Here is a 25,535-nt window from a genome sequence, read left to right as displayed (position 1 = left end):
CCTGCCGGCCTTTCACTGATGCCATTTGACGAGAGGCTGATAATGATGCGGCTGCCGCATGACAACAAGGTCTTTTCGACGGACAATGTTCGTTGGATAAGGCGTGTCGAGATTGGTGGTGTCGACAGTCGCACCGGCTATTCCTTCCTCATCCAATATCACCGATTCCTGACGCGGAAAGGCAAAGGAGTCCGGCCCGAACACGGCGCTCTTGCCCAGATATCCTTCCGTTTCATCAAGCACATTGGCGAAGGCCAAATAGACATTGTTCTCGCCCCCACGAACCCGCAAAGCATGCCAGTGAAAGGGGTCGGCGCCCTTCGGGATGGGATAGTTGTGCGGGATTTTCGTTCCCGCGTGGCTTCCGGTGAACGTACCGGCAATTGCCGAAGGGCAGGCTATCAGATCGCACCCCATAAGGGCGAGCGAACGGATCGCTTCCGGATAAAGCGCGTCGTGGCCAATCGCCAGGCCCACTCGGCCGATGGCAAGATCGTATATTTTCCATTCGTCACCGGCTGTCGCCCAGCTGTCGGCAATACCGAGATGCGTCTTGCGATAGCTGCCCACCAGCCCCTCGGGGCCGGCAAGGACTGCGCTGTTGTAGATTTTGTCCCCGTCTGTCTCGGCAAATCCGGCGACGAGATAAAAGCCGAGCTTCATTGCGAGGCGCACGAAGGCGGAGACAGTCGGGCCTGAAATCGGTTCCGCCCGGGTGTGGGGAGCATCAAGCCCGGTCAGAGACAATTCCGGGAAAACCAGAATGTCCGGTGCTGTCGTCGCCTTTGCCTCGATGGCAAGGGCGGTAATGCGGGCAATGTTGTCTGCGACCGAGGAGGAGGGGGCAAACTGCGCAACGGCCGCGTGCGATTTGCGCCCGCGCGGGATGGGCTGATTGCCATAGAGGCGGAAGTAGTCGCCTGGATTCCAGGTGAAGCTGTTGGTCATCATGTTCATGTAAAGCTCGGGTCGTCGGGACTTGAAGACGGGTTCGCTTAAGACTTCGCGGCGGCGTGCGCGGGCGAGATCGACCTTGCCGTAGGCAATCCCGTCGCCAGTATCAATGGACGCGGCAACCGTTCCGTTGGGCTCGATCAGGCAGCTTCCCCCGGAAAACTGCACCGTTCTCTCCAGCCCCCACCGGTTGCTTTCGATGACATAGCAGGCGTTTTCAAAGGCGCGGTTGATCCAGTAGGGGGCAGGTGCGCGCTCCTGCAGCCAGTTGGAGATGTGGCAGATGATGTCGGCACCGGCCAGAGCTTCCAGCCGTGCCGTTTCGAAGAAGTGCAGATCCATGCAGACCAGCATCGAAATCCGGCCGATCTCCGTTTCGAAGACTTCGTGCACGATATCGCCATTCGCGGCCCATTTCGGCTCGGCGATATAGGGATGCGATTTGCGGTGCCTGCCAACGACACCGTCGGGACCGATGAGAACCGCCGTATTGTAATAGAGATCGCTCGCCGGATCGACTTCAGGCATGCCAACCACGATATAGCAGCGGTGTTTGCTGGCAATGGCCTGAAAAACATCGGTGGTCGGTCCGGGAATAGCCTCGACGAACGGTTTCACCTCGGCCCTGTCGAACCAGCAATAGCCGGTTGTACCCATTTCGGGTGTTACGATCAGGCGTGCGCCTGCCTCGGCTGCTTCTTCGCAAAGGGCCGTCAGCCGGGTAATATTCCGTTCTTTTTCAAACATTGTCGGTTCGAACTGGATGGCGGCGGCGGTGTAGCTCTTTATCGATGTCATGATTGTTCCCATTGTCTTTATTGAAGGGTCTGTCTGTTTCACACGGCCATATGTCGATGAACAAGCGCGTCGGAGAGCATGTCGATGGCGCCGGCCGCAACCACGCCCCCCTTCTCCAGCATGGCGAAGTGGTGAGACGCATGTCTTGCAAATGCGACGTTTTGCTCGACGAGGATGATCGTCATGCCGATCTCGCGATTGAGCCGGATGATGATCTTTTCGATTTCCTCGACGATGGAGGGCTGGATGCCTTCGTTGGGTTCATCGAGAAGCAGTACTTTCGGATCTGCTGCAAGCGCACGTGCGATGGCGAGCTGCTGTTGCTGGCCGCCTGAAAGTACACCGCCCGGTCGATCGAGATTGGCCATCAGGTAGGGAAAGAGTTCCGGCACCAGCGCCGGAATTTCGCGTTTGCGATCGGCACGCGCGAAAGCGCCCATCAGGATGTTCTCGCGAATGGTGAAATCGGGAATGATCTCCCTGCCCTGGGGGACATAGGCAATACCGGCCCGGGCCCTCATATGCGTTGGGGAGGAGGCGATGTCTTTCCCCTGCAGGTGCATTTCGCCCGTCATGCGGTCGGTCAGCGCCATCATGGTTTTCAACAGGGTCGTCTTGCCAGTGCCGTTGCGACCGAGAATGCTCGTTACCTTGCCGGTTGGAACATCCAGTGTGACGCCATGCAGGATATGGCTGCGGCCGTAATAGCTGTGCACGTCTTTCAATGTCAGCATCAGGAAATTCCTTTCGAACCGAGATAGGCTTCACGGACTTTCGGATTGTGCTCGATATCCTCGACGCTTCCTTCTGCCAGAACCTCGCCCAGATGAAGGACGGTGATGCGCTCGGCGATTTCACGCACAAACCCCATGTCATGCTCGACGACGAGAATGGTGTGGCGGCCTTTGAGGTTTTTGATGATCTGGGCCGTCTTGCGGGTCTCGGCCTGGGTCATGCCGGCTGTTGGTTCGTCCAGCAGAACGACCTTTGGATCCTGAACGATGAGCATGCCGAGTTCCAGCCATTGGGTCTGACCATGGCTGAGATAGGCGGCCGTCATATCCTCTTCCGCTTCGAGGCCCGTGAGGGCGAGAACCTCATCGACGCGTTTGGCTTCCGCGCGTGAAAACCCAAACCGGAGGTTGGCGAAAACGGAGGGATTTCGGCAATTCGCCACCTCCAGATTCTGACGCACGGTAAGATCGCGAAAAATGCTGGGGATCTGAAATTTTCGACCGATGCCGGCGCGCGCTATTTTGTGCTCAGGCCAGTTGGTGATGTCGGTGTCGTAGACGAAGACCTTGCCCTGCGTGCTGCGCGTCTTGCCGCTGATCAGATCCATCAGGGTCGTCTTGCCGGCGCCGTTTGCGCCAAGCAACACCCGCAATTCGCCATCTTCCACGGTGATGCTGGCATTGTTGACGGCTCTGAAGCCGCCGAAATCGACGCTGAGACCGTCGATGGTCAATGCGATTGCACTCATATCACAATGCCTCGCTTTGTTGCTGCAACGATGAAGACGCTGCATCTGGTTTGACCCGGCGGAGGAGCTGTCGCAGCACATCATGCGCGAGGCCGCCAAGTCCGCGCGGCATGAACAGGACGACGAGGACGAAGATGAGGCCGATGATCGCTTTCCACGCCTCGACCAGCGCTTCGGTTTCGCTGACCTCAGCCTCGATCATGTTGATCAGGATCGCGCCGATGCAGGCACCGAGCAGGGAGGAACGGCCGCCAACGGCAGCCCAGACGACCATCGTCACCGAGAAGGACAGATCCATGAAGGTTGGAGAGGCGAACTCCGCAACGACCACATAGAGCATACCGGCAACGCCGGCGATCCCGGCTGAAATGGCAAAGAAGAACACCTGGTAGAGCGAGACGTCGAAACCGAGATAGCGGGCGCGCACCTGATCGTCGCGGATCGCCTGCAGGATCATGCCTGCACGGGTTTCTACGACAAGACGCGCACCGATGAGCGTCAACGACAGGCATATGGCACACAGATAATAGGTCGCCCGGCTGTAAGGGTCGAATTCGATGCCGCCGATCGTCAACCAGCCAAGATCGGTCAGGCCGTTGAAGCCATTCGTCACCGGTTGCGCATCGACCATCACGAGACGCACGAGCAGAACCAGCGCCAATGTAATGATCGAGACGAAGACACCGGAAATACGTTTACGGAAAACCAGCATTCCGAGCGCGCCGGCCACCACCACCGGAAGCAGGATGCCGAGCACGAGACCGACTGACTGGCTTTGAAACGGAAGCCAGAGGAAGGAGCCCTTGTTGATACAGCAGAGTTCGGTCGGCGCACCGGGCTCGGCATTCCAGAGCATGAAATCCGGAACCGGCTTGTCAGAGCCCTGTTGCAGGCTGGTCAGGCTCGACAGCTTCAGGGACATGGCGAGCATATAGGCGCCCAGACCAAAAAACAGTCCCTGGCCGAGATTGAGAATGCCCGCATATCCCCATGTCAGCGCAACGGCGACGCCGAGCATGCCGTAGACCAGATATTTCGAAATGCGGTTCAGCCAGAATTCGTCGCCGAAAACCGGTGCTGCAAAAAGCAGCGCGATGAAAATGACGTAGGCGGCGATCTGGAATTTTCGTTCGATGCTCATGTCAGCGCCCCTTGAACGAGAACAGCCCGCTGGGCTTGACGAGAATGACGAGGATGACGACCCCGAACACGACGGCGCGTGCCAGAATGTCGTTCGTGCCGATGGCGACCAGCGCGTTGATTTCCCCCAGCAGACCCGAAGACAGGGCCGTGCCGAAAAGGCTGCCGACCCCACCGGTCACCACGACCATGAAGCCGTCGACGACCATCGTCGTTCCCATGTCGGGAAAAACGGTCTTGAAGCCGGACATCATCACGCCGGCGACGCCGGCAAGGCCGGAACCGAAGGCGAAGGTCAAGGCGTTGATGCGTTTCACGTCGATGCCGCAGGCCGCAGCCATTTTCGGATTGCGGATGATGGCCCGCACCTGCATGCCTGCTGCCGTGCGATAGAGAATGAACCATGTCGCCAGCGTCAACGCGGCTGTCACCACAATGATGAAAGTGCGGTAAGCGTTAATGTCGGCACCGGCGAGCCTGAATGTGCCTTGGAGATAAGAAGGCACCGCGACATTCTGCAATCCGGCTCCAAGGCCTTCGATATGAATGCCGAAAAAGGTGAGGCCGAATTCGAGCCTTACGGCTTGCTGCAAAAGGATGGCGATGCCCCAGGTGGCGAGAAGCGTGTCGAGCAGCCGGCCATAGAGCCGCCGCACGACCACCCGTTCGATCACCAGGCCGAGCAGGGCGGTTATGACGAAAGCCAGCGGTATTGCGAGCAGAAGGCTTGTCTTCAGCCAGATGCCCGAGAGCACGGCGACATAGGCGCCGATCATGACCATTTCACCGTGGGCCATGTTGATGACGCCCATGGCGCCATAGGTGATGGCGAGACCGAGTGCCACCAGAAGAAGGATCGAGCCCAGACTGAGGCCGATGAAGAGAATGTCGAGCATAACGCCACCGTTCGTGAGAAGGGCAGACCGGACTTTTCCTGACCCTTGCCAATGCTGAAAGCAGATTGGCAGCGAGCAAAGAAAAAAAGCAGATCCGCCTTGCCGAGACATGTCCCGCCAAACAGGGTTGGCGGGACAAAGCGGGGAGGGGTCAGCCCTTGAGCTTTGCTGCGTCGAGACCGTTGCTGGTGCAGAACAGATTGCTTTCCGTCTCACCATAGGCCGAATAGGGCAGCGGCTTGATCGGCGCCGGATAGGCGTTGACCACCTTGCTCTGGCCATCCGGTTGCCATTGCCCGATGCGTGGCGTCAGCCAGCAATGCAGGTTGTCCGGGTCGGTCGTCACCTTGCCGCCGGGTGCCTCATAGGTCTGGCCGCGAATGCCGGCCCGGATCGCGTCGGCAGACAGATCGCCCGATTTCTCCACTGCCTGTTTCCACAGGAACACCTGGAAATAGGCGGCCTCGAGCGAATGATACGTCACGGCTTTCGGATCGTTGACGAATGTCCTGAAGCGTTCGATGAAGCCCTTGTTCGCAGGCGTCTCGATCGACATGAAATAGGGGAACGATGTGTAGCTGCCAGCCGCATATTCGGCGCCCATGGCCGCAATCTCGATTTCGGATGTTACCGTCGCGCAGATCGGGATAACCTCCTGCGAGAGGCCCTGGTTCTTGAATTCGCGGTAGAAGGCGATGATGGAATCGCCAACCACGTTGGAAAGAACCACATCCGCGCCGGATTCCTTTATCTTGCTGACCATGACCGCCCATTCCGAGTGGCCTAGCTCCAGATATTCGTCCGCCACCCATTCTGCGCCGGCCGCCTCGATCAGTTTCTTGGAAACCTTGGCCATTTCACGCGGATAAACGTAGTTCGAGCCAACGATGAAAAACTTCTTCTTGCCCAGCTTCTCGACGATCCACGGAATGTAGTTGGAGAGCTGCTGGTTTGGAACCGCGCCAGAATAGACGACGTTGCGTGAGCACTCGAAGCCCTCATAGTGCGTCTGGTAGAACAGCATCGCGCCGCGTCGTTCAAAGATCGGCAGCACGGCCTTGCGGCTTGCAGAGGTGTGGCAACCGAAGACGGTGGAAATCTTGTCCTTGAGGATCAGCTTCGACGCTTTTTCGCTGAAGGTTTTCGGGTCGGAAGCCCCGTCCTCGACGACGACTTCGACGGGGCGACCGAGAACGCCGCCGGCGGCGTTGATTTCGGCCACGGCCATCATGACGCCGTTGGCAAGAAGCTTTTCGGCAACGGAAAGCCCACCCGTCTGTGAATAGAGTGCGCCGACCTTGATCGCATTGGCTGCGAAGGCCCGGCTGCCCAGGGCAGGCAGGGCGAGTGCCGCGGAAGCGGTGGCTGCGGTTTTGAGAAATTCACGTCTGTTGAACACCATCTTGGTTCCCCTTTTTTGATTGGCGCACACGGTGGCACTGCCCGGCTCAACGGCCCGGCTTCATGCCGAAAAAAGTGTAGGAAGGCTGACGTCACTGTCAGCAGACAACAAAAAACCCGCGAGGCTTGTCACAGCCTGCGGGCACCCTTGCCATCACCGCATCACGGCCATGCCGTGCGCAACATCGGCACATGGCTTCGCGAAACGAAGGGATGTGCCGAAGGTGTTCATCTGGAACACACGAAAAACTAATCATGTTTTTGGGAAGGGCGCAAGAGCTGTTCGGCGTTGATAATCGAATTGGCGATTTCGTCGATCGGCACGCGCCGAGCCATCGCCTGCTCCCGCATTTCCCGATACGCCTCATTCTCGCTGGTGCCGCGATTGGCCATCAAAATGGCCTTTGCCCGGGCGAGCTTCTGGTCTCCCAATACCTTGCGCTTATATTTGCGAGCCTCCTTGATGAGCTTCTGGCGTTCCAGCCAGAGGCTGCGGGCGATGGCGAGATTGGTCAGCAGACCGAACGGCTTGATAGGCCTCTCGACAATGGCAAGTGCGCCGCTTTCCAGAACGATCTGCAACGTCGAGGGATTTTCGTAACCGACGATTGCGAGCATGGTAGGAGCAGGATTGGGCAGACATTTGAGTAGGCGCTCGATTTCCGGTCGGGCCTCGTCTTCCATGGCGAGGAACACGACATCCGTGCCGTGGGGTAACTCTGCAGGGACCGGCCAGAGGCAACTGACCGTGCAACCGATACGTCGCAGATGATCAACGAGAAACTCTCCTTCGGATGTCCGGGGATGGATGACCAGAACCTTGAGATCGCGCAAATCTCTAAGAAGGGCGAAAGACATCGTCGCTCCCTCTCAGACCTGAACACGATGTGGGAAAGTCTGCGTCAAGTCCGGGCGATATTCGCGCATGAACGGATCCGGCGCCACCCGCAGCGACGGATCGTAGACGATGTCGTAGCCGCCCTGCGCATTGACCCTCGCCACTCTTGGCCACAAATGTGTGTGGTTGGTCAGCCGGTCTATCTTCACAGTGCCCTGCGGGGCATCATATTCCACCCCGTAGAGGGCCGGCAGAAGCTGCTCAAGCCCATCACCACCGGCTCGCTGCAAAGCCGCGGCATAGAGATAGACCTGGAAATAGGCCGCCTCGGCCGGAGCGGTTGGCAGCATCTCCTGACCATAACGCTGTTGGTAAGCCGAGACGAAAGCGCGGGCGCGGGGTGTATCCAGAGAGGCGAAAAACGGCGCTGCGGTGATATGTCCCTCGGCCACGTCCGGCCGCATACGGATCAAGTCGGCCTCGCTTGTCGACTGACTGGCGATCGGCATCGTCGCTGCATCGAAACCGGCCTCTCTGAACGCGGTGTAGAAGGGAATGATACCGTCGCCAACGATTGTCGAATAGATGACATGCGGTTGTGCCGCTCGAATGTGCCGGATGATCTTGGTGACGTCCTCGGTTTTGAGGTTCAGCGGAACATAGATTTCATCCAAAACCTGCCCACCGAGCTGAAGAAAAAGGTCGCTGATCGTCCTGTTCGATTCATAAGGATAGACGTAGTTCGACCCCACAAGAAAAACCCGCTTTCCATAGTGCTTGGTCAGGAAATCGACCAGTTGGACGGAGTTTTGATTGGGGGCCGCACCGGTGTAAATACAATGCCGAGAATATTCGAACCCCTCGTATAGCGTCGGGTAAAACAGCAGCGCATCCCGGGCCTCGATGACTGGAAGAACGGCTTTGCGGGTGCTCGACATATGGCAACCGAAAACGATACGGACCCGATCTTCGTCGCAAAGTTTGACTGCAAGCTCCTTATAGAGACTGGGAGTTGATTGCGGATCGTAGGCCACCGGCTCTATCTCTCGGCCGAGCACGCCACCGGCTGCGTTGATTTCATCGATCGCCAGCAAGGTAGCAGCTCTCTGGGTTGTTTCCACGGCCCCGGTCACTCCCGTTTCGGAGAACAGCACACCGACCCGCCAGCTTTCTGAATGCATCATCGCCCACCAAAAAATAAAAAGCTCCCGCCCGTTTCCGGTCGAGAGCCACCCTGCTCATGGAATATAAGCGGCCCATTTTGAGCCCGCCGGCCGATGATGTCAGTTTCTTTATCTGGTGACAATAGCGGAACGAAGGGTTGTTCTGGCTATGTCGGCTCGAGCGTGTTCAAAATTTCAGTTTTTAGTTGATGGTATCGTTTCCCGTGCAGCCGATGTTCAGGGATAATTCACGGATCATCCATTCCTTGAGCTGCGTGACGATTGGTCGGGCGGGTTTGGTTCGCAGCCGGATAAGATGGCAGCGCCGGCCGGTCACCATCAAATGTTCACTCGCTGGAACCAGTGTCCGCGTCCCTGGCCGATGGGCGACGACATTGAGCCAGTCGAGCGCCACGCCCTAGCCCGGGAGAGCACAGCCTGCACGACGATGACGTAATCGGAAATTGAAGAGCGGTATCCTGATCCGCACGGCACAGAAGAGGGCCGGAAACTGAGTGCCAGAGTTCTTCGCCTATCCAGGCTGTTTCGCCCGCAGCTTCTCCTCCATGCCGGCAAGCAGGTAACTTAGCCCGCTCTCGAACACGGCTTCGGTGTTGACCGTTCCAACCGAGGGGAAGCTTTCAAGAGCTTTTGCAAGCAGGGGGAACGGCGCGAGTTCTGCCACGAGGTCGGTATTGGGTGAGTTTTCATCCATCCGATCCCGTTCGCGCTCTCCCTGTTCTTCCAGAACATAACCGACCACATAACGCGTGATGCAAATGGCGATCCCAAATGCTTCCTCTGGGGAGAATCCCGTTTCGACGTAGAGCTGCAAGACGCTTTCCACATCGGCAAATTCGGCGACGGAGGGCCGTGTACCTGCGGTCAGCCGCGCGCCATCGCGCACGGTGAGCAACGTCTTGCGAATGCTGCGGGCATTGGCCAGCGTGAACGCAATCCAATCCTGGCCGGGTTTTGGCAGGCGATCGCAGTGATAACGCAGCAGCATCTCGGAATTGATGGCGTCGAGCAATTCCGACTTGTTGCGGAAGTGCCAGTAGAGCGCCGGCTGCTGGACGCCCAGCCGTTCCGCGAGCTTGCGGGTGGACAGTTTGTCTATGCCCACCTCGTTCAGGAGCAGCAGAGCCTCATCGACAATACGATCACGTCCGATAGCCATGGATGGAATACCTCTTGACTTATCATTGATAAGGGAGCTTATCACCGATAAATTTATCACTGATAAAGCTTATAGGGATGCCATACCATGAACAAGGCCCTTATCGTTATTCTCTCAACCGTTGCCCTCGACGCCATTGGCGCAGGCCTGATCTTCCCGATCCTGCCGGACCTGTTGGTCGAGGTGACTGGCGGCGGCGACATCGGTTTCCTCTACGGGGTCATGCTGGCGGTGTTCGCCATCATGCAATTTGTGTTCTCGCCGATCCTTGGTGCACTCAGCGACCGGTTCGGTCGGCGCCCGGTCTTGTTGCTTTCTTTGGCCGGTACCCTGCTCGATTACCTCGTCATGGCATTTTCCCCGCTCGGCTGGGTGCTCGTCGTCGGGCGGGCCATGGCGGGGATCACCAGCGCCAATATGGCGGTGGCAAGCGCCTACATCACCGACATCACCCCAGCCGAGCAGCGGGCGCAGCGGTTTGGCACGGTTGGTGCCGTGATGAGCCTGGGCTTTATCATCGGTCCCGTCATTGGCGGCGTCATGGGCGCCTGGTGGCTTCGGGCACCATTTCTTGTGGCAGCCCTGTTCAATGGCCTCAACCTGCTGGTCGCGCTGTTTGTCCTGCCGGAAAGCCGAAAGGCCGGTCCGGGCAAGTTTGCGTTCAAGCAACTCAACCCGTTGGCACCATTGGTGTGGCTTTGGAATTTCAAGCCGCTCCTGCCACTTGTAACCGTCTCTGTCGTATTCGGCCTGGTGGCCGCCATCCCGGGAACGATCTGGGTGCTCTATGGCGCCGAGCGGTTCGGATGGGATTCGGTGCATATGGGCCTGTCGCTGTCCGTTTTCGGCATCAGTGGCGCCCTGGCGCAGGCCTTTCTCGTCGGGCCGCTGTCGCGCCGCTTTGGTGATCTGGGTACGTTGATGATCGGCGTTGGCTTTGACATGCTGGCCTATGTGCTGATGGCCTTCGCCAACCAGAGCTGGATGGGCTACGCGGTAGCGCCGCTGTTTGCATTGGGTGGCGTTGCCATGCCGGCGCTGCAATCTCTGGTAACCAGCCGCGTGAGCGATGATCAGCAGGGCCAGTTGCAGGGCGTGCTCGCCAGCCTCATGAGCCTGGCGGGTATAATAGGGCCGGTCCTGACCACTGCGGTGTTCTTTTCCACCAAAAGCATCTGGATCGGGACGATCTGGCTGGTGGGGGCCGCACTTTATCTTCTCGCCTTGCCGCTGTTCGCGACGGTGAAAACCCCGAAGGCTGTGGCGGCGTAGAGACTCCCGACGTCATGCGAGCCATGTTTATCTTCGCTGCCGGTTTGACGTTGGCGGCGCTGGAAGTCGCTTTGAAGAGAACAGGCACGAGCGTTGAACTGGCAATCAGAATGCCAGTTCAACGGCATCTTCAGGCGACGCTTTTCGGCCGATCACGATTGCGAGCGCATATTGGCAATGGCTGGAAGGTCATGAAGGATCATGGCTGCCGCGCCGAAAGCCACCGTATCCGCAGCAGAGACTTCCGGCAAAAGAATTGCCGGCTGAAGAACTTTTGCTCCCTCGAACGGATCGGAAACTGAAAAATCGAGCCAGCTGCATAACCGTTCCCGGATCATGCGGGGCAGGGAGCCTCCGACATATATTGCCTCGGGGGCCAGCACAGCGCTGAGGGAAAATCCCAGTCTGGCAGTTTCTGGCCCGGCCCGATTTATCCACCTATCCACAAGCTCTTGATTGCTGTTCAGATAGGTGTTCCAGGCGTCTGGCGACCGGTCTGACGGTACATTGACGGAATGACCCGCGCAAAATTCCGCCAGGTCTTCGAAGGAGGGACGCGTCAGGCCCCGTCCGCGCAATGCGCCGATTTCTCCGGCGTTACCGAAGTTGCCACGGTAAAGTTGTTTCTCAATGATAATACCGCCGCCAATACCCTCGGATAGATACAGGTAAACGAAGTTTTCGTGGTCAGCGGCGTTGCCCAGCGTCAATTCGCCCATCACGGCAGCGTTGGCATCGTTTTCGATCCTGACTGTACAGCCCAAACCCTGTTGAAGGGAGGCAGCGAGGTCCGGTCCCGACCATGACACGACTTCCTGCGCGAGATCGAGAAAAGACGCGCCCTGACGAAAGCGAGTGGGCATCGCGATCCCCGCGCCGACCAGTACTTCGCCCTCCAGACCAGCCTGTTGCAGCAACTTGGCCTTGCCCTCGATGATCTCTTCCCGAACGTCCTCAAACGTGTCGTATCGCCCGGGGCAGTGTAATTCACCCAATACGTCCCCGCAAAAATCAAGCAGGGTCAACACAACAGAGAAGCGGTTGCAGTGAACCCCCAAGGCATAACCAGCCGAAGGGTTCAGCTTGAGATTGATGTGGGGGGCTCCACGTCCGGCCTGGCGTCTTTCCCCTTCAAGTATCACCCCGCGTTCAAGAAGGTCGCGCGTCATCATGCTGATGGCGGCGGCGGTGACGCCGCACAGTTCGGCGATCTTGACACGGGATGCTGATCCTCTGCGACGCAGATATCGCAGCACGGCGGCCTGTGTCGTTCCAATCCCCTCAAAAGGCGCATGTCTCATCGAAGTTTCTCTCCCATCACCTGTGGCGATGTCATGATTTTGTTACTTAAGCAACTTAATTAAATAAAAACCATCAACCGGATCAATTGCCATGACCAAATCGTTTGCTTTCCTCGCCTCCGTGGCGATTTCTGCCCTTTCCGCCGGGTTGGCGCATGCAGAAGACATCAAGATCAAGATTTCCACCCTTGCCGAGCGCAGTGCGCCGGGCCGCGTCACCAATATCGAAGGTGCCGCCGAGATCATGAACCAGCAATTCAAGGCTGCGGGCGTAGACAAGCGCATTGTCATCGAGGCGAATAACAGCGCCGTCAAAGGCTGGGACGATCTGGCGCTCGAAACGCTGAAGGCGCTGTCGGTTGGTCAGGGGCCGGATATTTACGTGCTGCCGCATGAGTGGATCGGCCAGTTCGCTCAGGAGGGTTATGCCCTGCAGATGGACGACAGGATTGCCGCTGCACCCTGGGTTTACGGCGATATCCTGCCTGTGCTGTGGAATTCGGCCAAGGCGACCGATGGCAAGATTTACGGCGTGCCGCAGGATGCGGAAATCCGCATGTTTTTCTACAACAAGGACATGCTGCGCAAGATCGGCAAGGATGAAGCCTTCATTGAGGGCCTGCCGGCCAAAGTCGAAGCAGGCGAATTCACGCTTGATGACCTGACGGCACTTTCCAAGGAAGTCGTTGACCGAAAAGCCGCAGAATACGGCATGCTGCACCGCCCGAACGTCGGTATCGACTATCTGATGGTCTTTCAGTCCTACGGCGTAAAATTCATGGACGAAAAGACTGGCAAACTGATCTTCCCGAAGGCCGAGATGGCCAAGGCGCTTGGCTGGTATGAGCGCAACGCCAAGCAGGGTGTGACCCCCGTCGACAATACAGCCATGAGTTGGGATGCCATCCAGGGAGCCTTCAAGCAGGAAAAGGCCTTTGTCTTCCATCAGGGCGTCTGGGCCGTTGCCTGGCAGGTCGGAGAAAAGAACGGTGCGACCTGGCCGACCGACAAGGATGGTTATTTCCACAAGATAGGCTGGATTCCGGCGCCGGCGGCAGAAAAGGGCGGCAAGCCCGCAAACCTGTCGCATCCACTTCTCTACACGGTCAATGCCAAGAGCAAGAATGCCGACATCGCCGCCGATCTCGTGGCGCTCGCTTCGCTGCCCTATTTCAACAATGAACACGCCGTCACCTCCTACCACACGGCAATCAGCCACGCGCAGACTGCGATGCCGAAATACGCTGACAACTGGGTTCTTTCTGCCGCATCGCCGATGATGAAACACGCGCAGTTCGTGCCGAACCACACCAAGTTTGGCAGCTACAACAAGGTTCTGTTCAGTGGCCTGCAGGCTGTCGAAACCGGTAAGATGACGGCTGCGCAGGCAGTGGATTTCATCGCCGACGAGCTTGAACTGCAGTTCGGCGGCGAGGTGGAAATCCGCGACGCCGCCAGCAACTGAGCCTGATCACCCCGTGCCGCCCGGCTTTGCCCCGGGCGGCATCACCTTTCCCACCGGTACTTTGCAATGTCGAATTTCCAGATCAGGCCGCACCGGCCGGCCCGGCCGCTGTTTTATCTCGCTCCGGCCATCGCCCTTCTCGTCGTGTTCTTCCTCGCGCCGATCGCCGTCAATGCGGTAATCGCCTTTACCGACATGGGGGCCAGCCTTCGGGTCGGCGAATTTACCATGCGGAATTTTGAGCGGATCGTGCAGCGTGACGCGCGCATTCCGATGGTGTTGCTGACGACGCTGATCTATGTCACCGCCACCCTCTTCATCTTCAATGTCGGCCTCGGCGCGCTTCTGGCGATGACCTCGACGGCGATCCCGGACAGGCTCGGCAATTTCTTCCGGGGACTGTGGCTTTTGCCGCGCATGTCGCCCGCCGTCCTCTATGGCATCCTGTGGATATGGATCGCCGATCCGTCGCCATCGGGCCTGCTCAACCAGATTACCGCCACTCTCGGTCTTGCACCGATCAACCTTCGCAACGATTTCCCGCTGTTCCTGGTCATTCTGGCGAATGGTGTCGTCGGCGCATCCTTCGCCATGGTGATCCTCACCTCGGCGATCCGCTCCATCCCATCCCATCTTGCCAATGCCGCGCGGGTTGATGGCGCCAGCGAATGGGGGGTGCTGCGCCATGTGGTGGCGCCGGCCCTGTCGCAGCCGATCCGCTTCATCACCATTTATCAGGCGCTTTCACTGATGACGACCTATGAATACATTCTGCTGATCACCGGTGGGGGTCCGGTTTACGATTCCACCCCCTATGCGCTCTATATCTATCGCCGTGCTTTCGAAAATGGCGCCTATGCCTATGGCGCAGCACTGGCGCTCGGCCTGATGGTGATCGGCGTCGCCGTAACCTTGGTTCAATGGCGCGTTACCAATATGCGCTCCACCTTCGCCGCTCCCAGGATCGAGGTGCTGTGATGTCGCTTTCCCATCCCGCAACATCCGCTGACTGGAAGCGCCTCGAAAGCCGTGGCCTTGCCAATCGTGCCGGCTTTCTTTCCGCCATCATCCTTTTCCTGACGGTCGTGTCCGTTCCGGTACTGCTGCCCTATCTCTGGCTGGCAGTAAAGTCGTTGACATCGTCGGATGATGCCGTCAGCCGTCTCGTTCTCTGGCGCAGCACCGGGATTGCCGGCGTTGCCTATCTTGTTGCGATCGTCATCGCGATGCTGGCGGACCGGTTGCGCAGGCCCGTATTTGCCTGGGTGGCGCTGGGTCTTCTGGTCATCATACTTGGTGGCATCGGCCTTTTTCCGCATCTGACATTCGAGAATTACCGTTTCCTCTGGAACCGCGATATCGCCGGAACCGGCACGACGCGCATGGATCTGTTGCCGTCGATCTGGACGGCGCTGGGCAGTTCGCTTGTCTTTGCGATTTCCCAGACATTGATCGTGACGCTGGTCGCAACGCCCGCGGCCTACGCCTTGTCGCGTTTTGCTTTTGCGGGGCGCGAAAATTTCCTGCGTGGTTTGCTGCTGCTGCACGCTTTCCCGGCTCTGGCGCTCACCGTCGCGATTTTCATCCAGCTTCACTATATGGGTCTGCTCAACAGCCTTACGGGCGTCGTGCTGGTCATGAGCGCGCTGGAACTGCCTTTCGCGATATTTGTCCTCAAGAGTTTTTTCGACAATGTGCCCTGGGACATCGAAATGAGCGCGGTGACCGATGGTGCAACACGGTCGCAGGCGTTTCGTATGGTGGTGTTGCCACAGGTTCGCGGCGGCCTGATTGCCGTCGCCACATTTACCTTCCTCAGGGGCTGGGAGGAATATGTCTTCGTCCAGACGCTGCTCATCGACAAGAGCCACATGACGATGAGCCTCTACCTCTTCTTTGTCGCACAGGACAATATGGGCGCTGACTACGGCATGATCGCCGCCGTTGGTGTGGTCTATCTCCTGCCTGTGCTGATCCTCTACACCTTCACGCAAAAATACATCACGCAGATGAGTTTCGGCGGGATCAAGGGATAATCGTCATGGCCAAGATCACCCTCAATAAAGTCACCAAAAACTGGGGCGAGACCCAGGTTCTGAAGCCGATGAACCTCACCATCGAGAACGGCGAGTTCGTGGCCATTCTCGGTCCTTCCGGCTGCGGCAAATCGACGACGCTGTTTCTGCTCGCCGGCCTCTATGCGCCGACCGGCGGCGAGATCGCCTTTGATGGCCACAACGTCAACCGAATCGATGCCCGCGATCGCAATGTCGGCGTCGTTTTCCAGTCCTACGCGCTTTATCCGAACCTGACGGTCCGTGAAAACATTGCCTTCCCCTTACGTTTCAAAAGCATGGGAAAAGAGGAAGTTGCCAGACGCGTGGACGAGGCCGCAGCGCTCGTGCAGATAAGCTCCCTCCTCGATCGTCGTCCCTCGCAGCTTTCCGGCGGGCAGCAGCAGCGTGTGGCGCTTGCCCGCGCGCTGGTGAAGGAGCCGAATATCCTCCTGCTCGACGAACCGCTGTCCAATCTCGATGCCACGCTGCGCATCACCATGCGGGCGGAGCTCAAGAGCATCCAGAAACGCCTCGGCTTCACCACGTTGATCGTCACCCACGACCAGATCGAAGCGATCACCATGGCGGACCGGATCATCTGCATGAACAATGGCGAAATCGCCCAGATTGGCACACCGGATGATCTCTATCGCCGTCCCAACAATCTCTTCGTCGCAGGTTTCATCGGCACGCCGCCCATGAACCGTATGAAAGGCCATGCCAAAGGTGGTCGGCTGGAGATCGCCGAAGCGTCTTTTGATTTGACGTCAGACCATACCGGCGAGGTTACCTTCGGCCTGCGGCCCGAGGATATCACGCTTGTGTCTCTCGAGCGCGCCGCCCTGAAAGGTGAGGTCGCCAGCGTCGAGCCGATGGGGCGTGAAGTATTTTACACGATCGTCACGCCGGCTGGCCCGGTTCATGCGCTCGAATATGGTGAAACCGTGCGGTATGCGCCCGGAGCGCAGGTTGGTATCGCCTGCAAACCGGATTTCACTCTGGTCTTCGACAAGGCGGGCGATCGCATCATCGGTCTTCATGCCGATCTCTCGCATGACGCGGAGGCGCGTGCCAGGACACTCCAACCGGCAAACTGACAGGAAATTTCAGTGACCAAGATCGTATCCCATCGCGGCGCCAACAGATTTGCGCCGGAGAACACCTTTGCTGCAGCCGATCTCGCGCTTCAGCAGGGTGCCGACTATATCGAACTCGACGTGCGGGAGAGCGCGGACGGCGTGCTTTACGTCATTCATGACGAGACGCTGGATCGCACGACCAACGGCACCGGGCCGGTCGGGCATATGCTGTCGAGCGAGATCGACACGCTTGATGCCGGCGGCTGGTTCGACGACAGGTTCAAGGGCGCCATCGTGCCGCGGCTCGATGCTTATCTCGAACATCTGCGTGGTCGTGCCGGTGTTTATATCGAACTGAAATATTGCGACCCCGCCAAGGTTGCAGCCCTTGTGCGCCATCTCGGCATGGTGCGTGATACCTTTTATTTTTCCTTCTCCGAAGAGATGCGTCAGGGTTTGCAGTCGATCGCACCCGAGTTCCGCAGGATGATGACACTCGATATCGCGAAATCCCCATCGCTTGTCGGGGCCGTGCATCATGCGTCGATCATCGAGATAACCCCCGCGCAGATGCGCCGTCCCGGCATCATCGAGGCGAGCCGTAAAGCCGGTCTGGAAATCATGGTCTATTATGGTGGCGATGACACGGCCGTTCATCGCGAAATCGCAGCGTGTGATGTCGACTACATCAACCTCGACCGCCCGGACCTGTTCGCCGCCGTCCGTAGCGGGATGGAGGAACTATTGCCTGCTTAGAGCAACTCCCCCGTCCATCGAACAAGGATACCCTCACTTGGCCTTTTGGTTCGTATGCCGGCGGTGGCGGCCCAAGCGCTATCGTGCGTTGGGCCGCGGCGCTGCCATCAAAGGAGAGTAACGTTCTCGGCCTTCGATTTGCCGGTCTTGCGGTCTTGTCCCAGCTCGTAGCTCACCTTCTGGCCATCCTGAAGAGAGCCGCCGAAACCGACCGCCGAGATGTGAACGAATACGTCAGGACCGCCATTGTCAGGGGTAATGAAGCCAAAGCCCTTGTCCTGAGCGAAGAATTTTACAGTGCCAGTTGCCATCTTGTCCTCGTTGATTGCTGAGTGCCCCTCAACGCAATACCGATCATTGATAGGGACGGCAAGGATTTCGGTGGCAAGCAAATCCCTCAGTTCGGATGAATTATATCTAACTGTATGTTTTGTAACAATTTTTAATGATGGGGATCCTTCATATTCTTGGCCGCGTCACTCGACAAACCTGCTCATTCGCCCCGTTCCGCCTCGTTATTCTTCATATAGCATAGCAGGCGCGCAGCAGTTCTCCCCAACGTCGGATCGTTCCGAAGTGCTGGTGGAAGTGCCCGGGGCACACCGAAACAGGATTTGATGCATCTGCTGGTGCGCAGGTCTCACCGATGCTGCGCCTGCTCACCATGAAACACCGTCCCGTTGCGGAAACTGGACTTCAGGCCCTCGTCAAAGGCAAGGCGTCCGTTATCGCCCGCTTCATGAATAAGGTGGTTGCGTTCTCAAATCGTCTCACCCCACGCTCCATGCAGCGTGCTTCCATGCGCAAAGTCATGGTGCCGTAGAACTGGTGAATGCGGTACGCGGCTTAATTGAACTCCAGGCTCATGCGAACAAGATCGTCCCACAGGCTCTCCGCGAAACCGCGCAGCACGATAATTTCAAAAGCGGAAATATCGACACGCGTGATATGGGCGGCGATGTGGCCGATCAGCGTCGTGGCGGAGCGTCCTACCGGAAAAGCGGCGGGCGAAAGATCGACCGCCGTTCCTTTTGCCAGCACCCGCTCGGCCACCTTGCCCTCTATGCGGATGCGAACGCGCCCCTGGCTCTGGTCCACGCCCGCTGCCTGCGGCTCGAGCGCTGCAAGAAGCGTCTTCATATCCGCGCCAAGCAGCGGCTCTTCGCTGACGATGAACCATTGGCCGGGAGAGACGGCGCGCACATCGCCTTTTCCGAGGCCGCGCAGGCGGGCCTCCATATCCGATGCGTCGGGTGATGCCAGCGCATGGACGATCATGCCTTCCGGCAGGGGTGAGAGCTTGATGGCGGCGGAGGCAATCGCTGCCTTCGCGCCAAGTACCGGGCGGAGTGCCGGCCGGAAACCGGATTTGAAATCAGACATGGAGTTTCTCGTTCTGGGGGTCGAAGAAAACCGGATGGCAGAGGCGGGCGGCGGTGAACTCGTTGCGCAGACCGTTCCAGACCATGATCTCCTCGCCGTGGCGGGAAGCACCGTTCTTGACGAGAGCGAGGCCGATGGTCGAGCCGAGGTGCGGTGAAAACGCGCTTGAACTCACGTAACCCTGATCATTTTCCAGCGTTGCCGCAGCATCCTTGGCCAGAATGTGCGAACCGCTGCGGAAGGAGTGACCGGGATCAAGCGGCATGACACCAACGAGGCTGGGCCGATCCGTCGCCGAAAGGCCCTCGCGCTCCAGCATCCGCCGGCCGATGAAATCGACCTTGGTGGCGGAGACCATTTTGCCGAAGCCGAGATCGGCCGGCACGACAGTGCCGTTGATCTCGTTATGGGTGACATGGCCCTTTTCGATGCGCAGCACGCCGAGCGCCTCGACGCCATAGGGCATGATGCCTTCGGGCGTACCCACTTCCATCAGCGCATCGGCAACACTCTCGCCGTAACCAGCCGGCACGGCAAGCTCGTAGGCGAGTTCACCGGAGAAGGAAATCCGGAACAGTCGCCCGTGCAATTGCCCGCCAAACAGGGAGACTTCTCTGGCGGCGAGGAACGGGAAGGCCTCATCCGAAATGTCCTCATCGACGATCCTCTGAAGAATGGTGCGTGCCTTTGGTCCGGCAATCGCCATCTGCGCCCATTGGTCGGTGACGGAGGCAAGCCGCACGTCGAGATCCGGCCAGAGCGCCTGCGCGCAGAATTCCAGATGGTTCATCACACCAGCCGCATAGGCCGTGGTGGTGGTCATGAAGAAGCGGTTTTCCTCCAGCCGGCTGGTGGTGCCGTCGTCATAAATCATGCCGTCTTCACGCAGCATCAGGCCATAACGCGCCTTGCCGACCGGGAGCTTGAGAAAGGCGTTGCAATAAACCCGATTGAGAAATTCGGCGGCGTCCTTGCCGCAAATCTCGATCTTGCCGAGCATCGATACATCACAGAGCCCGGCATTTTTGCGGACGTTCAAGACCTCGCGGTCGACGCTTTCCCGCCAGCCGTTTTCGCCTTTGCGGGGAAACCAGGAGGAACGATACCAGAGACCGGTTTCGACGAAGATCGCACCGTTCTTCTGCGCCCAGCCATGCAGCGGCGATTTGCGCACCGGCTGGAAATGATGGCCGTGATAGGCTCCTGTCAGGGCGCCGAAGGAGACGGGCGTATAAAAAGGCCGGAAGGTGGTGGTGCCGACCTCCGCCGGCGAAACGCCGCGCGCTTCTGCCAGCAGCCCGATGGCATTGACATTGGAAAGCTTGCCCTGATCGGTCGCCATGCCGTTCGTCGTATAACGCTTGGCCAGTTCGACATGGCCATAACCTTCACGGATGGCGAGGCCCAGATCCTTGCGATGAACATCGTTCTGGTAATCGACAAAGGCTTTCGCCCTGATGCCGGGAATGGACCAGAGTGCCTTTGCGGGTGGAGCCACGATGTCGTTTTCCACCGCGCCAAATACCGGTGCGGTTGATGTAAAACCGAGGTCTTGCGCCAGCGCCGCGCCCTTTCGTGCGCCATCCTCAAGGCAGGCGGCGATGCCATCTGTCGCAGATACAGCACCGGCGAGTTCAAGGCCCTTGAGATTGCCGGGCGCCAGGAAAGCGGCATGCTCTTCCGACCAGACCGGCTTGCCGCCGCGATGGCAGGCAAGATGGATGACGGGGCTGAAACCGCCCGACATCGCCAGCGCATCGACATCAAGGCTTTCCCTGTGGCCATTCGCATAAATCTCGATGGCGGAAAGCGCCTTGCCGCCCTTCGCATTCGAGACGACGCCACCCTTGATGACACGCGCCTTGCCGTCATAGCCCGGGTTACCCTGCTCGCGGCTATCGATGATGGTGGAAAGGGCAACACCCTGTGCCTCCAGATCGCGGGCGAGCGCGTAACCGCTGTCATTGGTGGTGAAAATTGCCGTCGCCGTGCCGGGGCTTATGGCATAGCGATTGAGATAGCTACGCATCGCGCCAGCCATCATTATGCCAGGAATATCGTTGCCGCCGAACACCAGTGGCCGCTCTTCGGCACCCGTGGCAAGCAAAGCGCGCTTGGCCACAATGCGCCACAGGCGCTCCACGGGCGCATGTGCTTTCGGGTTGGCCAGGTGTTTCTGCACCCGCTCCACCGCACCGAAGACATTGCCGTCATACCAGCCGAAGGCCGTGGTCCGCGTCAGCACCGTCACATCAGGCAGGGCTTCGAGCTCGGCGACGCAGTTTGCGGCGAAATCCGCAGCGCTTCTGCCGCCGACGGTCGCGGTTTCGGAAAGAAGCCCGCCACCTGCCACGGAATGTTCATCGACGATGATGACGCGCGCGCCAGCGCGTCCGGCGGCAAGGGCAGCAGCAAGTCCTGCCGCGCCGGAGCCGATCACCAGCAGGTCGCAATGCGCCCAGCATTTTTCATAGGCATCCGGGTCCGCCTCGTAGCTCGCCTTGCCGAGACCGGCCGCCTTGCGGATGAAGGGCTCGTAAATTTTTTCCCAGAAGGCCGCGGGCCACATGAAGGTCTTGTAATAGAAACCTGCGCCGAGGAAGGGCGATAGCAGGCCTGTCAATGCGCCGATATCGAAATCCAGTGAGGGCCAGCGGTTCTGGCTTTTCGCTTTCAGCCCGGCATAAAGATCCTGCATGGTGGCGCGTGTATTCGGCTCGGTGCGGCCACCGCTGCCGATGGTCATCAGCGCATTCGGCTCGGCGGCGCCTGCCGTCAATATGCCGCGCGGGCGGTGATATTTGAAACTGCGGCCGACGAGTTGCTGGCCATTGGCGAGCAGGGCGGAGGCTAGGCTGTCACCCGCAAAGCCTGACATCGTCTTGCCGTCGAAGGTGAAGGAAAGTGGTGTGGAGCGGTCGATCAGACCGCCGGTCTTCAGGCGGTGGGAACTCATGCGCTTGTCACTTTCGTCTTTTCGGCAGCGTCGCGGCAGGCGGATATCTCATGGGAGACGGTATCGCGGGTGACGACCAGCCAGCGGCGGCAACCGGAGGTGTGGTGCCAATATTCCTCATAGGCTCCGCGCGGATTGTCGCGCAGATAGACATAGTCGAACCATTCCTCCGCGTCGGCATCCGCTGCCGGCCGCGCAAGGGCCGCGCCCTTGATACTGAATTCTTCCTTGGGTCTTGGCCCGCAATGCGGGCAGGGCACGAGACTTGCCATATCGAACGTCCTTGATCCGCTGGATTAATGAAGATTGGGCTGTGCGCCCTGGCCTTTTTCATCGATGAGATAACCGCGCTGGAAACGATCCAGCCGGAAGGCCGTCGCCGTTTCCTGCGGTGTGCCGCGTGCGAGAAGATGGGCAAAACAGAAACCGGAGGCGGGCGTCGCCTTGAAGCCGCCGTAACACCAGCCGGCATTCAGATAGAGATTGTCGATCGGGGTTTGGTCGATGATCGGCGAACCGTCCATCGACATATCCATGATGCCGCCCCAGGAGCGCAGCACCCGGACACGGGACAGCGCTGGTATCATCGCCTTGCCGGCTTCCGCGACGTGTTCGACCGTCGCCAGATTGCCGCGCTGGGCGTAGGAATTATAGCCGTCTATATCGCCCCCGAAGACGAGGCCGCCCTTGTCCGATTGCGAGACGTAAAAATGCCCGGCCCCGAAGGTGACGACGCCATCGATGAAGGGTTTCAGCCCTTCCGACACGAAAGCCTGCAAGACATGGCTTTCGATCGGCAGTTTCAGCCCGGCCATGGCGGCGACCTGTGAAGAATTGCCCGCCGCTGCCAAAGCCAGCTTGCCGCAGCCGATGAAGCCGCGGCTTGTTTCGACGCCCACGACCGCGCCGTTTTCGCGGCGAATGCCCGTCACCTCGCAGCCCTGGATGATATCGACGCCCCGGCTGTCTGCACCACGCGCATACCCCCAGGCGACGGCATCGTGACGGACGGTGCCGCCGCGCTTTTGCAGCAATCCACCCTGAATGGGGAAGCGGGCATTGTCGAAATCGAGAAATGGCAACATCGCCTTCACCGAGGTGCGGTCCAGCAGCTCGGCATCGACGCCGTGCAGCCGCATGGCATTGCCACGCCGTGTATAGGCATCGCGCTGCGCATCCGAGTGGAAGAGATTGAGCACGCCACGCTGGGAAACCATGGCGTTGAAGTTGAAATCCTGTTCCAGCCCTTCCCACAGCTTCATCGAAAGCTCGTAAAACGGGTTGTTGCCCGGCAGCAGGTAATTGGAGCGGATGATCGTGGTATTGCGGCCGACATTGCCGGAGCCGATGTAGTTTTTCTCCAGCACCGCGACATTGGTGATGCCGAATTCCTTGGCGAGATAATAGGCCGTCGCCAACCCGTGTCCACCGCCGCCAACGATGATGACGTCATAATGTGGTTTCGGCGACACCTCCCGCCATGCGGGTTTCCACGCCTTGTTGCCGAAAAGGCCGTTCTTAAAAATCGAAAAAGCAGAATAGCGCATCTGGCGTACCTCGAACGATATCGAGCAAGCTTAGCGATGCCGTTCGGAAGGGGATTGCAGATAAGGGACATTATGATTTAAAAAAGAGACATGATGATCATCGAACAGAAGAATGTCCAGCGCATTGGTTTTATCCTCGTTCCGAATTTTGCGCTGATGTCCTATGCTTCGGCTGTGGAGCCGTTGCGCGCCGCCAATCTGATCGCTGGAACCGATCTGTACGATGCGGTTCCCCTGTCTTTTGATGGCGAGGCCGTCAGAAGTTCGTCCGGCATCATTGTTGGCTGCGAGGCGCTCGCCGCTGCCGGCGAGCGATGCCACACGATTTTTGTCTGTGCGGGCGGCGGGCCGCAGGACTGGAGCGTTGCGGAAAATTCTTACGGGACGTTGCGGCGGCTGGCGCGGCAGGGTGTCAGGATCGGGGGCATTTCCAGCGGCGCTTATGTGCTGGCAGCGGCGGGATTGCTGGAAAACCGCGATTTCACCATCCATTGGGAACATGCGCCGGTGCTGAAAGAGGCCTTCGGCCATCTCACGCCCCGGCAGGCGCGGTTTGTTTTCGATGGAGACCGCATCACCTGCGCCGGCGGCGTTGCCCCCCTCGACATGATGCATGCGATGATTTCGCAGAGAATGGGCGCACATTTCGCAAGGCGTGTCAGCGACTGGTATCTGCACACGGCCATCGCCGAACCCGGTGCGCCGCAGCGCGGTTCCTCGGCGGAGCGTCATGGCACCAACCATCCGGCCTTGCTGACCGTGCTGGAAAAAATGGAAACGACCATTGAAAGCCCGCTCGACCGGCAGACCATGGCAAAACTGGCCGGCACAAGCGCGCGCCACCTCGACCGACTCTTCGCGACCCACCTGAAGTCGAGTTTTCTGGAGACATACCGCGCAATCCGCCTTGATCACGCCCGGCGATTGCTGGAACAAAGCCCGCTCTCCATCGCGGAAGTGGCCTTCGCCACCGGCTTTTCCAGTGCAGGCCATTTTTCAGGAAGTTTTAAGGCTCGCTTCGGTCAGACGCCGAATGCCATGCGGCAAAGATTTCCTCCGAATTAAAATAGTTTTCCTGTAAGGAAGGGAAAACACGATAATGCCGGAGGACACCATGGCGAAGGATGCCACCAAGACCGAAGCTGCGCAGTTCCTGTCGCAGGATCCACATGCCGTTCGTGAGCCGAGGGTCAACAATCTGGAAATGGCCATCGGCCACGAGGTTCGCGCCTATCGCAAGAAGCTCGGCATCACCGTCACTGATCTTGCTTCGGCCACCGGTGTCTCCGTCGGCATGCTTTCCAAGATCGAGAACGGCAATATCTCCCCGTCGCTCACCACGCTGCAAACACTCTCCAAGGCGTTGGGCGTGCCGATAACCGCATTCTTTCGCGGGTTTGAAGAGCCGCGCAGCGCCACCTTCGTCAAAGCGGGGCAGGGGGTGAATATCGATCGCCGTGGCACCCGCGCCGGCCATCAATACAGCCTGCTCGGTCATATCGACAACAATACCAGCGGCGTCACCGTCGAGCCCTATCTCATCACGCTCACCACGGATTCGGATGTGTTCCCGACCTTCCAGCATGAAGGCATGGAGTTTCTCTACATGTTGGAAGGCGAGGTGGTCTATCGCCATGGCGAGCAGCTTTTCACCATGCAGGCCGGCGACAGCCTGTTTTTCGACGCCGATGCGCCGCACGGGCCGGAAGAATTGGTGAAGCTTCCCGCGCGTTATCTGTCGATCATTTCCTATCCGCAAAGGCGGATGACCAGTGATTGAGTTTTTGCCTTAGAAGAAAAAAATATTCCTGATAGTTGACGGAATGGAATTCCATATGTTAGCCCTTCATTCAGAAACGAATGGAG

At 58.7% G+C, this 25,535-nt stretch carries 24 protein-coding genes and 1 pseudogene; 9 read left to right on the top strand and 16 right to left on the bottom strand.

The window, feature by feature from the left end; genetic code table 11:
• Positions 1-12: 12 nt before the first annotated feature.
• The 10 genes from O8B93_RS06355 to O8B93_RS06310 all read right to left on the bottom strand — a co-directional run bounded on the left by O8B93_RS06355 (position 13) and on the right by O8B93_RS06310 (position 9,853).
• Positions 13-1,764 (bottom strand): nitrilase-related carbon-nitrogen hydrolase, encoded by a 1,752-nt coding sequence (locus tag O8B93_RS06355; protein ID WP_269708992.1) that lies wholly within the window; start codon positions 1,762-1,764, stop codon positions 13-15.
• 26 nt (positions 1,765-1,790) lie between these two features.
• The gene (gene urtE / locus O8B93_RS06350; RefSeq protein ID WP_269708991.1) at positions 1,791-2,486 is read right to left on the bottom strand and encodes an urea ABC transporter ATP-binding subunit UrtE; all 696 of its coding nucleotides are present in this window, start codon (positions 2,484-2,486) and stop codon (positions 1,791-1,793) included.
• On the bottom strand, positions 2,486-3,235 hold the full coding sequence (gene urtD / locus O8B93_RS06345; RefSeq protein ID WP_209159992.1) for an urea ABC transporter ATP-binding protein UrtD: 750 nt from the start codon (positions 3,233-3,235) through the stop codon (positions 2,486-2,488). The genes urtE and urtD overlap by 1 nt, the downstream gene beginning before the upstream one ends.
• Position 3,236: 1 nt before the next feature.
• Complete coding sequence (urtC, locus tag O8B93_RS06340; RefSeq protein WP_269708990.1) at positions 3,237-4,376, bottom strand: urea ABC transporter permease subunit UrtC; 1,140 nt, start codon at positions 4,374-4,376, stop codon at positions 3,237-3,239.
• 1 nt (position 4,377) lies between these two features.
• A complete protein-coding gene (urtB, locus tag O8B93_RS06335; protein WP_269708989.1) occupies positions 4,378-5,271 on the bottom strand; it encodes an urea ABC transporter permease subunit UrtB in 894 nt (297 codons plus the stop codon).
• A gap of 151 nt (positions 5,272-5,422) precedes the next feature.
• Positions 5,423-6,673, bottom strand: coding sequence for a transporter substrate-binding domain-containing protein (locus O8B93_RS06330; RefSeq protein ID WP_269708988.1), 1,251 nt, complete (start codon positions 6,671-6,673; stop codon positions 5,423-5,425).
• Positions 6,674-6,921: 248 nt separating this feature from the next.
• Complete coding sequence (locus O8B93_RS06325) at positions 6,922-7,530, bottom strand: ANTAR domain-containing response regulator (protein ID WP_269708987.1); 609 nt, start codon at positions 7,528-7,530, stop codon at positions 6,922-6,924.
• 12 nt (positions 7,531-7,542) lie between these two features.
• Positions 7,543-8,694 (bottom strand): transporter substrate-binding domain-containing protein, encoded by a 1,152-nt coding sequence (locus O8B93_RS06320; protein WP_269708986.1) that lies wholly within the window; start codon positions 8,692-8,694, stop codon positions 7,543-7,545.
• Between the two features lie 181 nt (positions 8,695-8,875).
• The gene (locus O8B93_RS06315; protein ID WP_269708985.1) at positions 8,876-9,088 is read right to left on the bottom strand and encodes a hypothetical protein; all 213 of its coding nucleotides are present in this window, start codon (positions 9,086-9,088) and stop codon (positions 8,876-8,878) included.
• A 117-nt stretch (positions 9,089-9,205) separates the two neighbouring features.
• Positions 9,206-9,853 carry a TetR/AcrR family transcriptional regulator C-terminal domain-containing protein gene (locus O8B93_RS06310; protein WP_269708984.1) on the bottom strand — a complete coding sequence of 216 codons (648 nt, stop codon included), beginning with the start codon at positions 9,851-9,853 and terminating at the stop codon, positions 9,206-9,208.
• An 87-nt stretch (positions 9,854-9,940) separates the two neighbouring features.
• On the opposite strand from O8B93_RS06310, the gene tet(30) reads away from it, so the two are divergent.
• Positions 9,941-11,125, top strand: a complete 1,185-nt coding sequence (gene tet(30) / locus O8B93_RS06305) for a tetracycline efflux MFS transporter Tet(30) (RefSeq protein WP_269708983.1) — start codon at positions 9,941-9,943, stop codon at positions 11,123-11,125.
• Between the two features lie 152 nt (positions 11,126-11,277).
• On the opposite strand, the gene O8B93_RS06300 is transcribed toward tet(30), so the two are convergent.
• Positions 11,278-12,426, bottom strand: a complete 1,149-nt coding sequence (locus O8B93_RS06300; protein WP_269708982.1) for an ROK family transcriptional regulator — start codon at positions 12,424-12,426, stop codon at positions 11,278-11,280.
• Between the two features lie 91 nt (positions 12,427-12,517).
• On the opposite strand from O8B93_RS06300, the gene O8B93_RS06295 reads away from it, so the two are divergent.
• The 5 genes from O8B93_RS06295 (at position 12,518) to ugpQ (ending at position 17,783) form a co-directional block, all read left to right on the top strand.
• Positions 12,518-13,891, top strand: a complete 1,374-nt coding sequence (locus O8B93_RS06295; protein ID WP_269708981.1) for an ABC transporter substrate-binding protein — start codon at positions 12,518-12,520, stop codon at positions 13,889-13,891.
• A gap of 66 nt (positions 13,892-13,957) precedes the next feature.
• Positions 13,958-14,869 (top strand): carbohydrate ABC transporter permease, encoded by a 912-nt coding sequence (locus O8B93_RS06290; RefSeq protein WP_269708980.1) that lies wholly within the window; start codon positions 13,958-13,960, stop codon positions 14,867-14,869.
• Positions 14,869-15,927, top strand: coding sequence for a carbohydrate ABC transporter permease (locus tag O8B93_RS06285; RefSeq protein WP_269708979.1), 1,059 nt, complete (start codon positions 14,869-14,871; stop codon positions 15,925-15,927). The genes O8B93_RS06290 and O8B93_RS06285 overlap by 1 nt, the downstream gene beginning before the upstream one ends.
• 5 nt (positions 15,928-15,932) lie before the next feature.
• Entirely contained in the window at positions 15,933-17,045 is a 1,113-nt protein-coding gene (locus tag O8B93_RS06280; RefSeq protein ID WP_269708978.1) for an ABC transporter ATP-binding protein, read from the top strand.
• A 12-nt stretch (positions 17,046-17,057) separates the two neighbouring features.
• The gene (gene ugpQ, locus O8B93_RS06275; RefSeq protein WP_269708977.1) at positions 17,058-17,783 is read left to right on the top strand and encodes a glycerophosphodiester phosphodiesterase; all 726 of its coding nucleotides are present in this window, start codon (positions 17,058-17,060) and stop codon (positions 17,781-17,783) included.
• Between the two features lie 107 nt (positions 17,784-17,890).
• Here ugpQ and O8B93_RS06270 read toward each other — a convergent pair whose 3' ends face one another.
• A complete protein-coding gene (locus O8B93_RS06270) occupies positions 17,891-18,094 on the bottom strand; it encodes a cold-shock protein (RefSeq protein WP_035216621.1) in 204 nt (67 codons plus the stop codon).
• Between the two features lie 278 nt (positions 18,095-18,372).
• On the opposite strand from O8B93_RS06270, the pseudogene O8B93_RS06265 reads away from it, so the two are divergent.
• Positions 18,373-18,606: pseudogene (locus O8B93_RS06265) on the top strand (SDR family NAD(P)-dependent oxidoreductase); the annotation flags it as partial.
• Positions 18,607-18,629: 23 nt separating this feature from the next.
• Here the strand turns inward: O8B93_RS06265 and O8B93_RS06260 are convergent.
• Genes O8B93_RS06260 through O8B93_RS06245 form a run of 4 tightly spaced genes read right to left on the bottom strand, consistent with a single transcriptional unit; the run spans position 18,630 to position 23,669 of the window.
• Entirely contained in the window at positions 18,630-19,166 is a 537-nt protein-coding gene (locus O8B93_RS06260) for a sarcosine oxidase subunit gamma (protein ID WP_269708976.1), read from the bottom strand.
• Positions 19,159-22,122, bottom strand: a complete 2,964-nt coding sequence (locus O8B93_RS06255) for a sarcosine oxidase subunit alpha (RefSeq protein ID WP_269708975.1) — start codon at positions 22,120-22,122, stop codon at positions 19,159-19,161. The genes O8B93_RS06260 and O8B93_RS06255 overlap by 8 nt, the downstream gene beginning before the upstream one ends.
• Positions 22,119-22,394, bottom strand: coding sequence for a sarcosine oxidase subunit delta (locus O8B93_RS06250; protein ID WP_269708974.1), 276 nt, complete (start codon positions 22,392-22,394; stop codon positions 22,119-22,121). The genes O8B93_RS06255 and O8B93_RS06250 overlap by 4 nt, the downstream gene beginning before the upstream one ends.
• A 24-nt stretch (positions 22,395-22,418) precedes the next feature.
• A complete protein-coding gene (locus tag O8B93_RS06245) occupies positions 22,419-23,669 on the bottom strand; it encodes a sarcosine oxidase subunit beta family protein (protein WP_269708973.1) in 1,251 nt (416 codons plus the stop codon).
• 90 nt (positions 23,670-23,759) lie between these two features.
• On the opposite strand from O8B93_RS06245, the gene O8B93_RS06240 reads away from it, so the two are divergent.
• Both O8B93_RS06240 and O8B93_RS06235 read left to right on the top strand, forming a co-directional pair.
• A complete protein-coding gene (locus O8B93_RS06240) occupies positions 23,760-24,734 on the top strand; it encodes a GlxA family transcriptional regulator (RefSeq protein WP_269708972.1) in 975 nt (324 codons plus the stop codon).
• A gap of 34 nt (positions 24,735-24,768) precedes the next feature.
• On the top strand, positions 24,769-25,449 hold the full coding sequence (locus O8B93_RS06235; protein ID WP_269708971.1) for a helix-turn-helix domain-containing protein: 681 nt from the start codon (positions 24,769-24,771) through the stop codon (positions 25,447-25,449).
• Positions 25,450-25,535: the final 86 nt, after the last annotated feature.

It is taken from the genome of Martinezella rhizogenes (genome assembly GCF_027460065.1).
Taxonomy (GTDB): domain Bacteria; phylum Pseudomonadota; class Alphaproteobacteria; order Rhizobiales; family Rhizobiaceae; genus Agrobacterium; species Agrobacterium rhizogenes_C.
The sequence above is the reverse complement of the archived record's forward strand: the minus strand, read 5'-3'. Positions and strand labels throughout refer to the sequence as shown.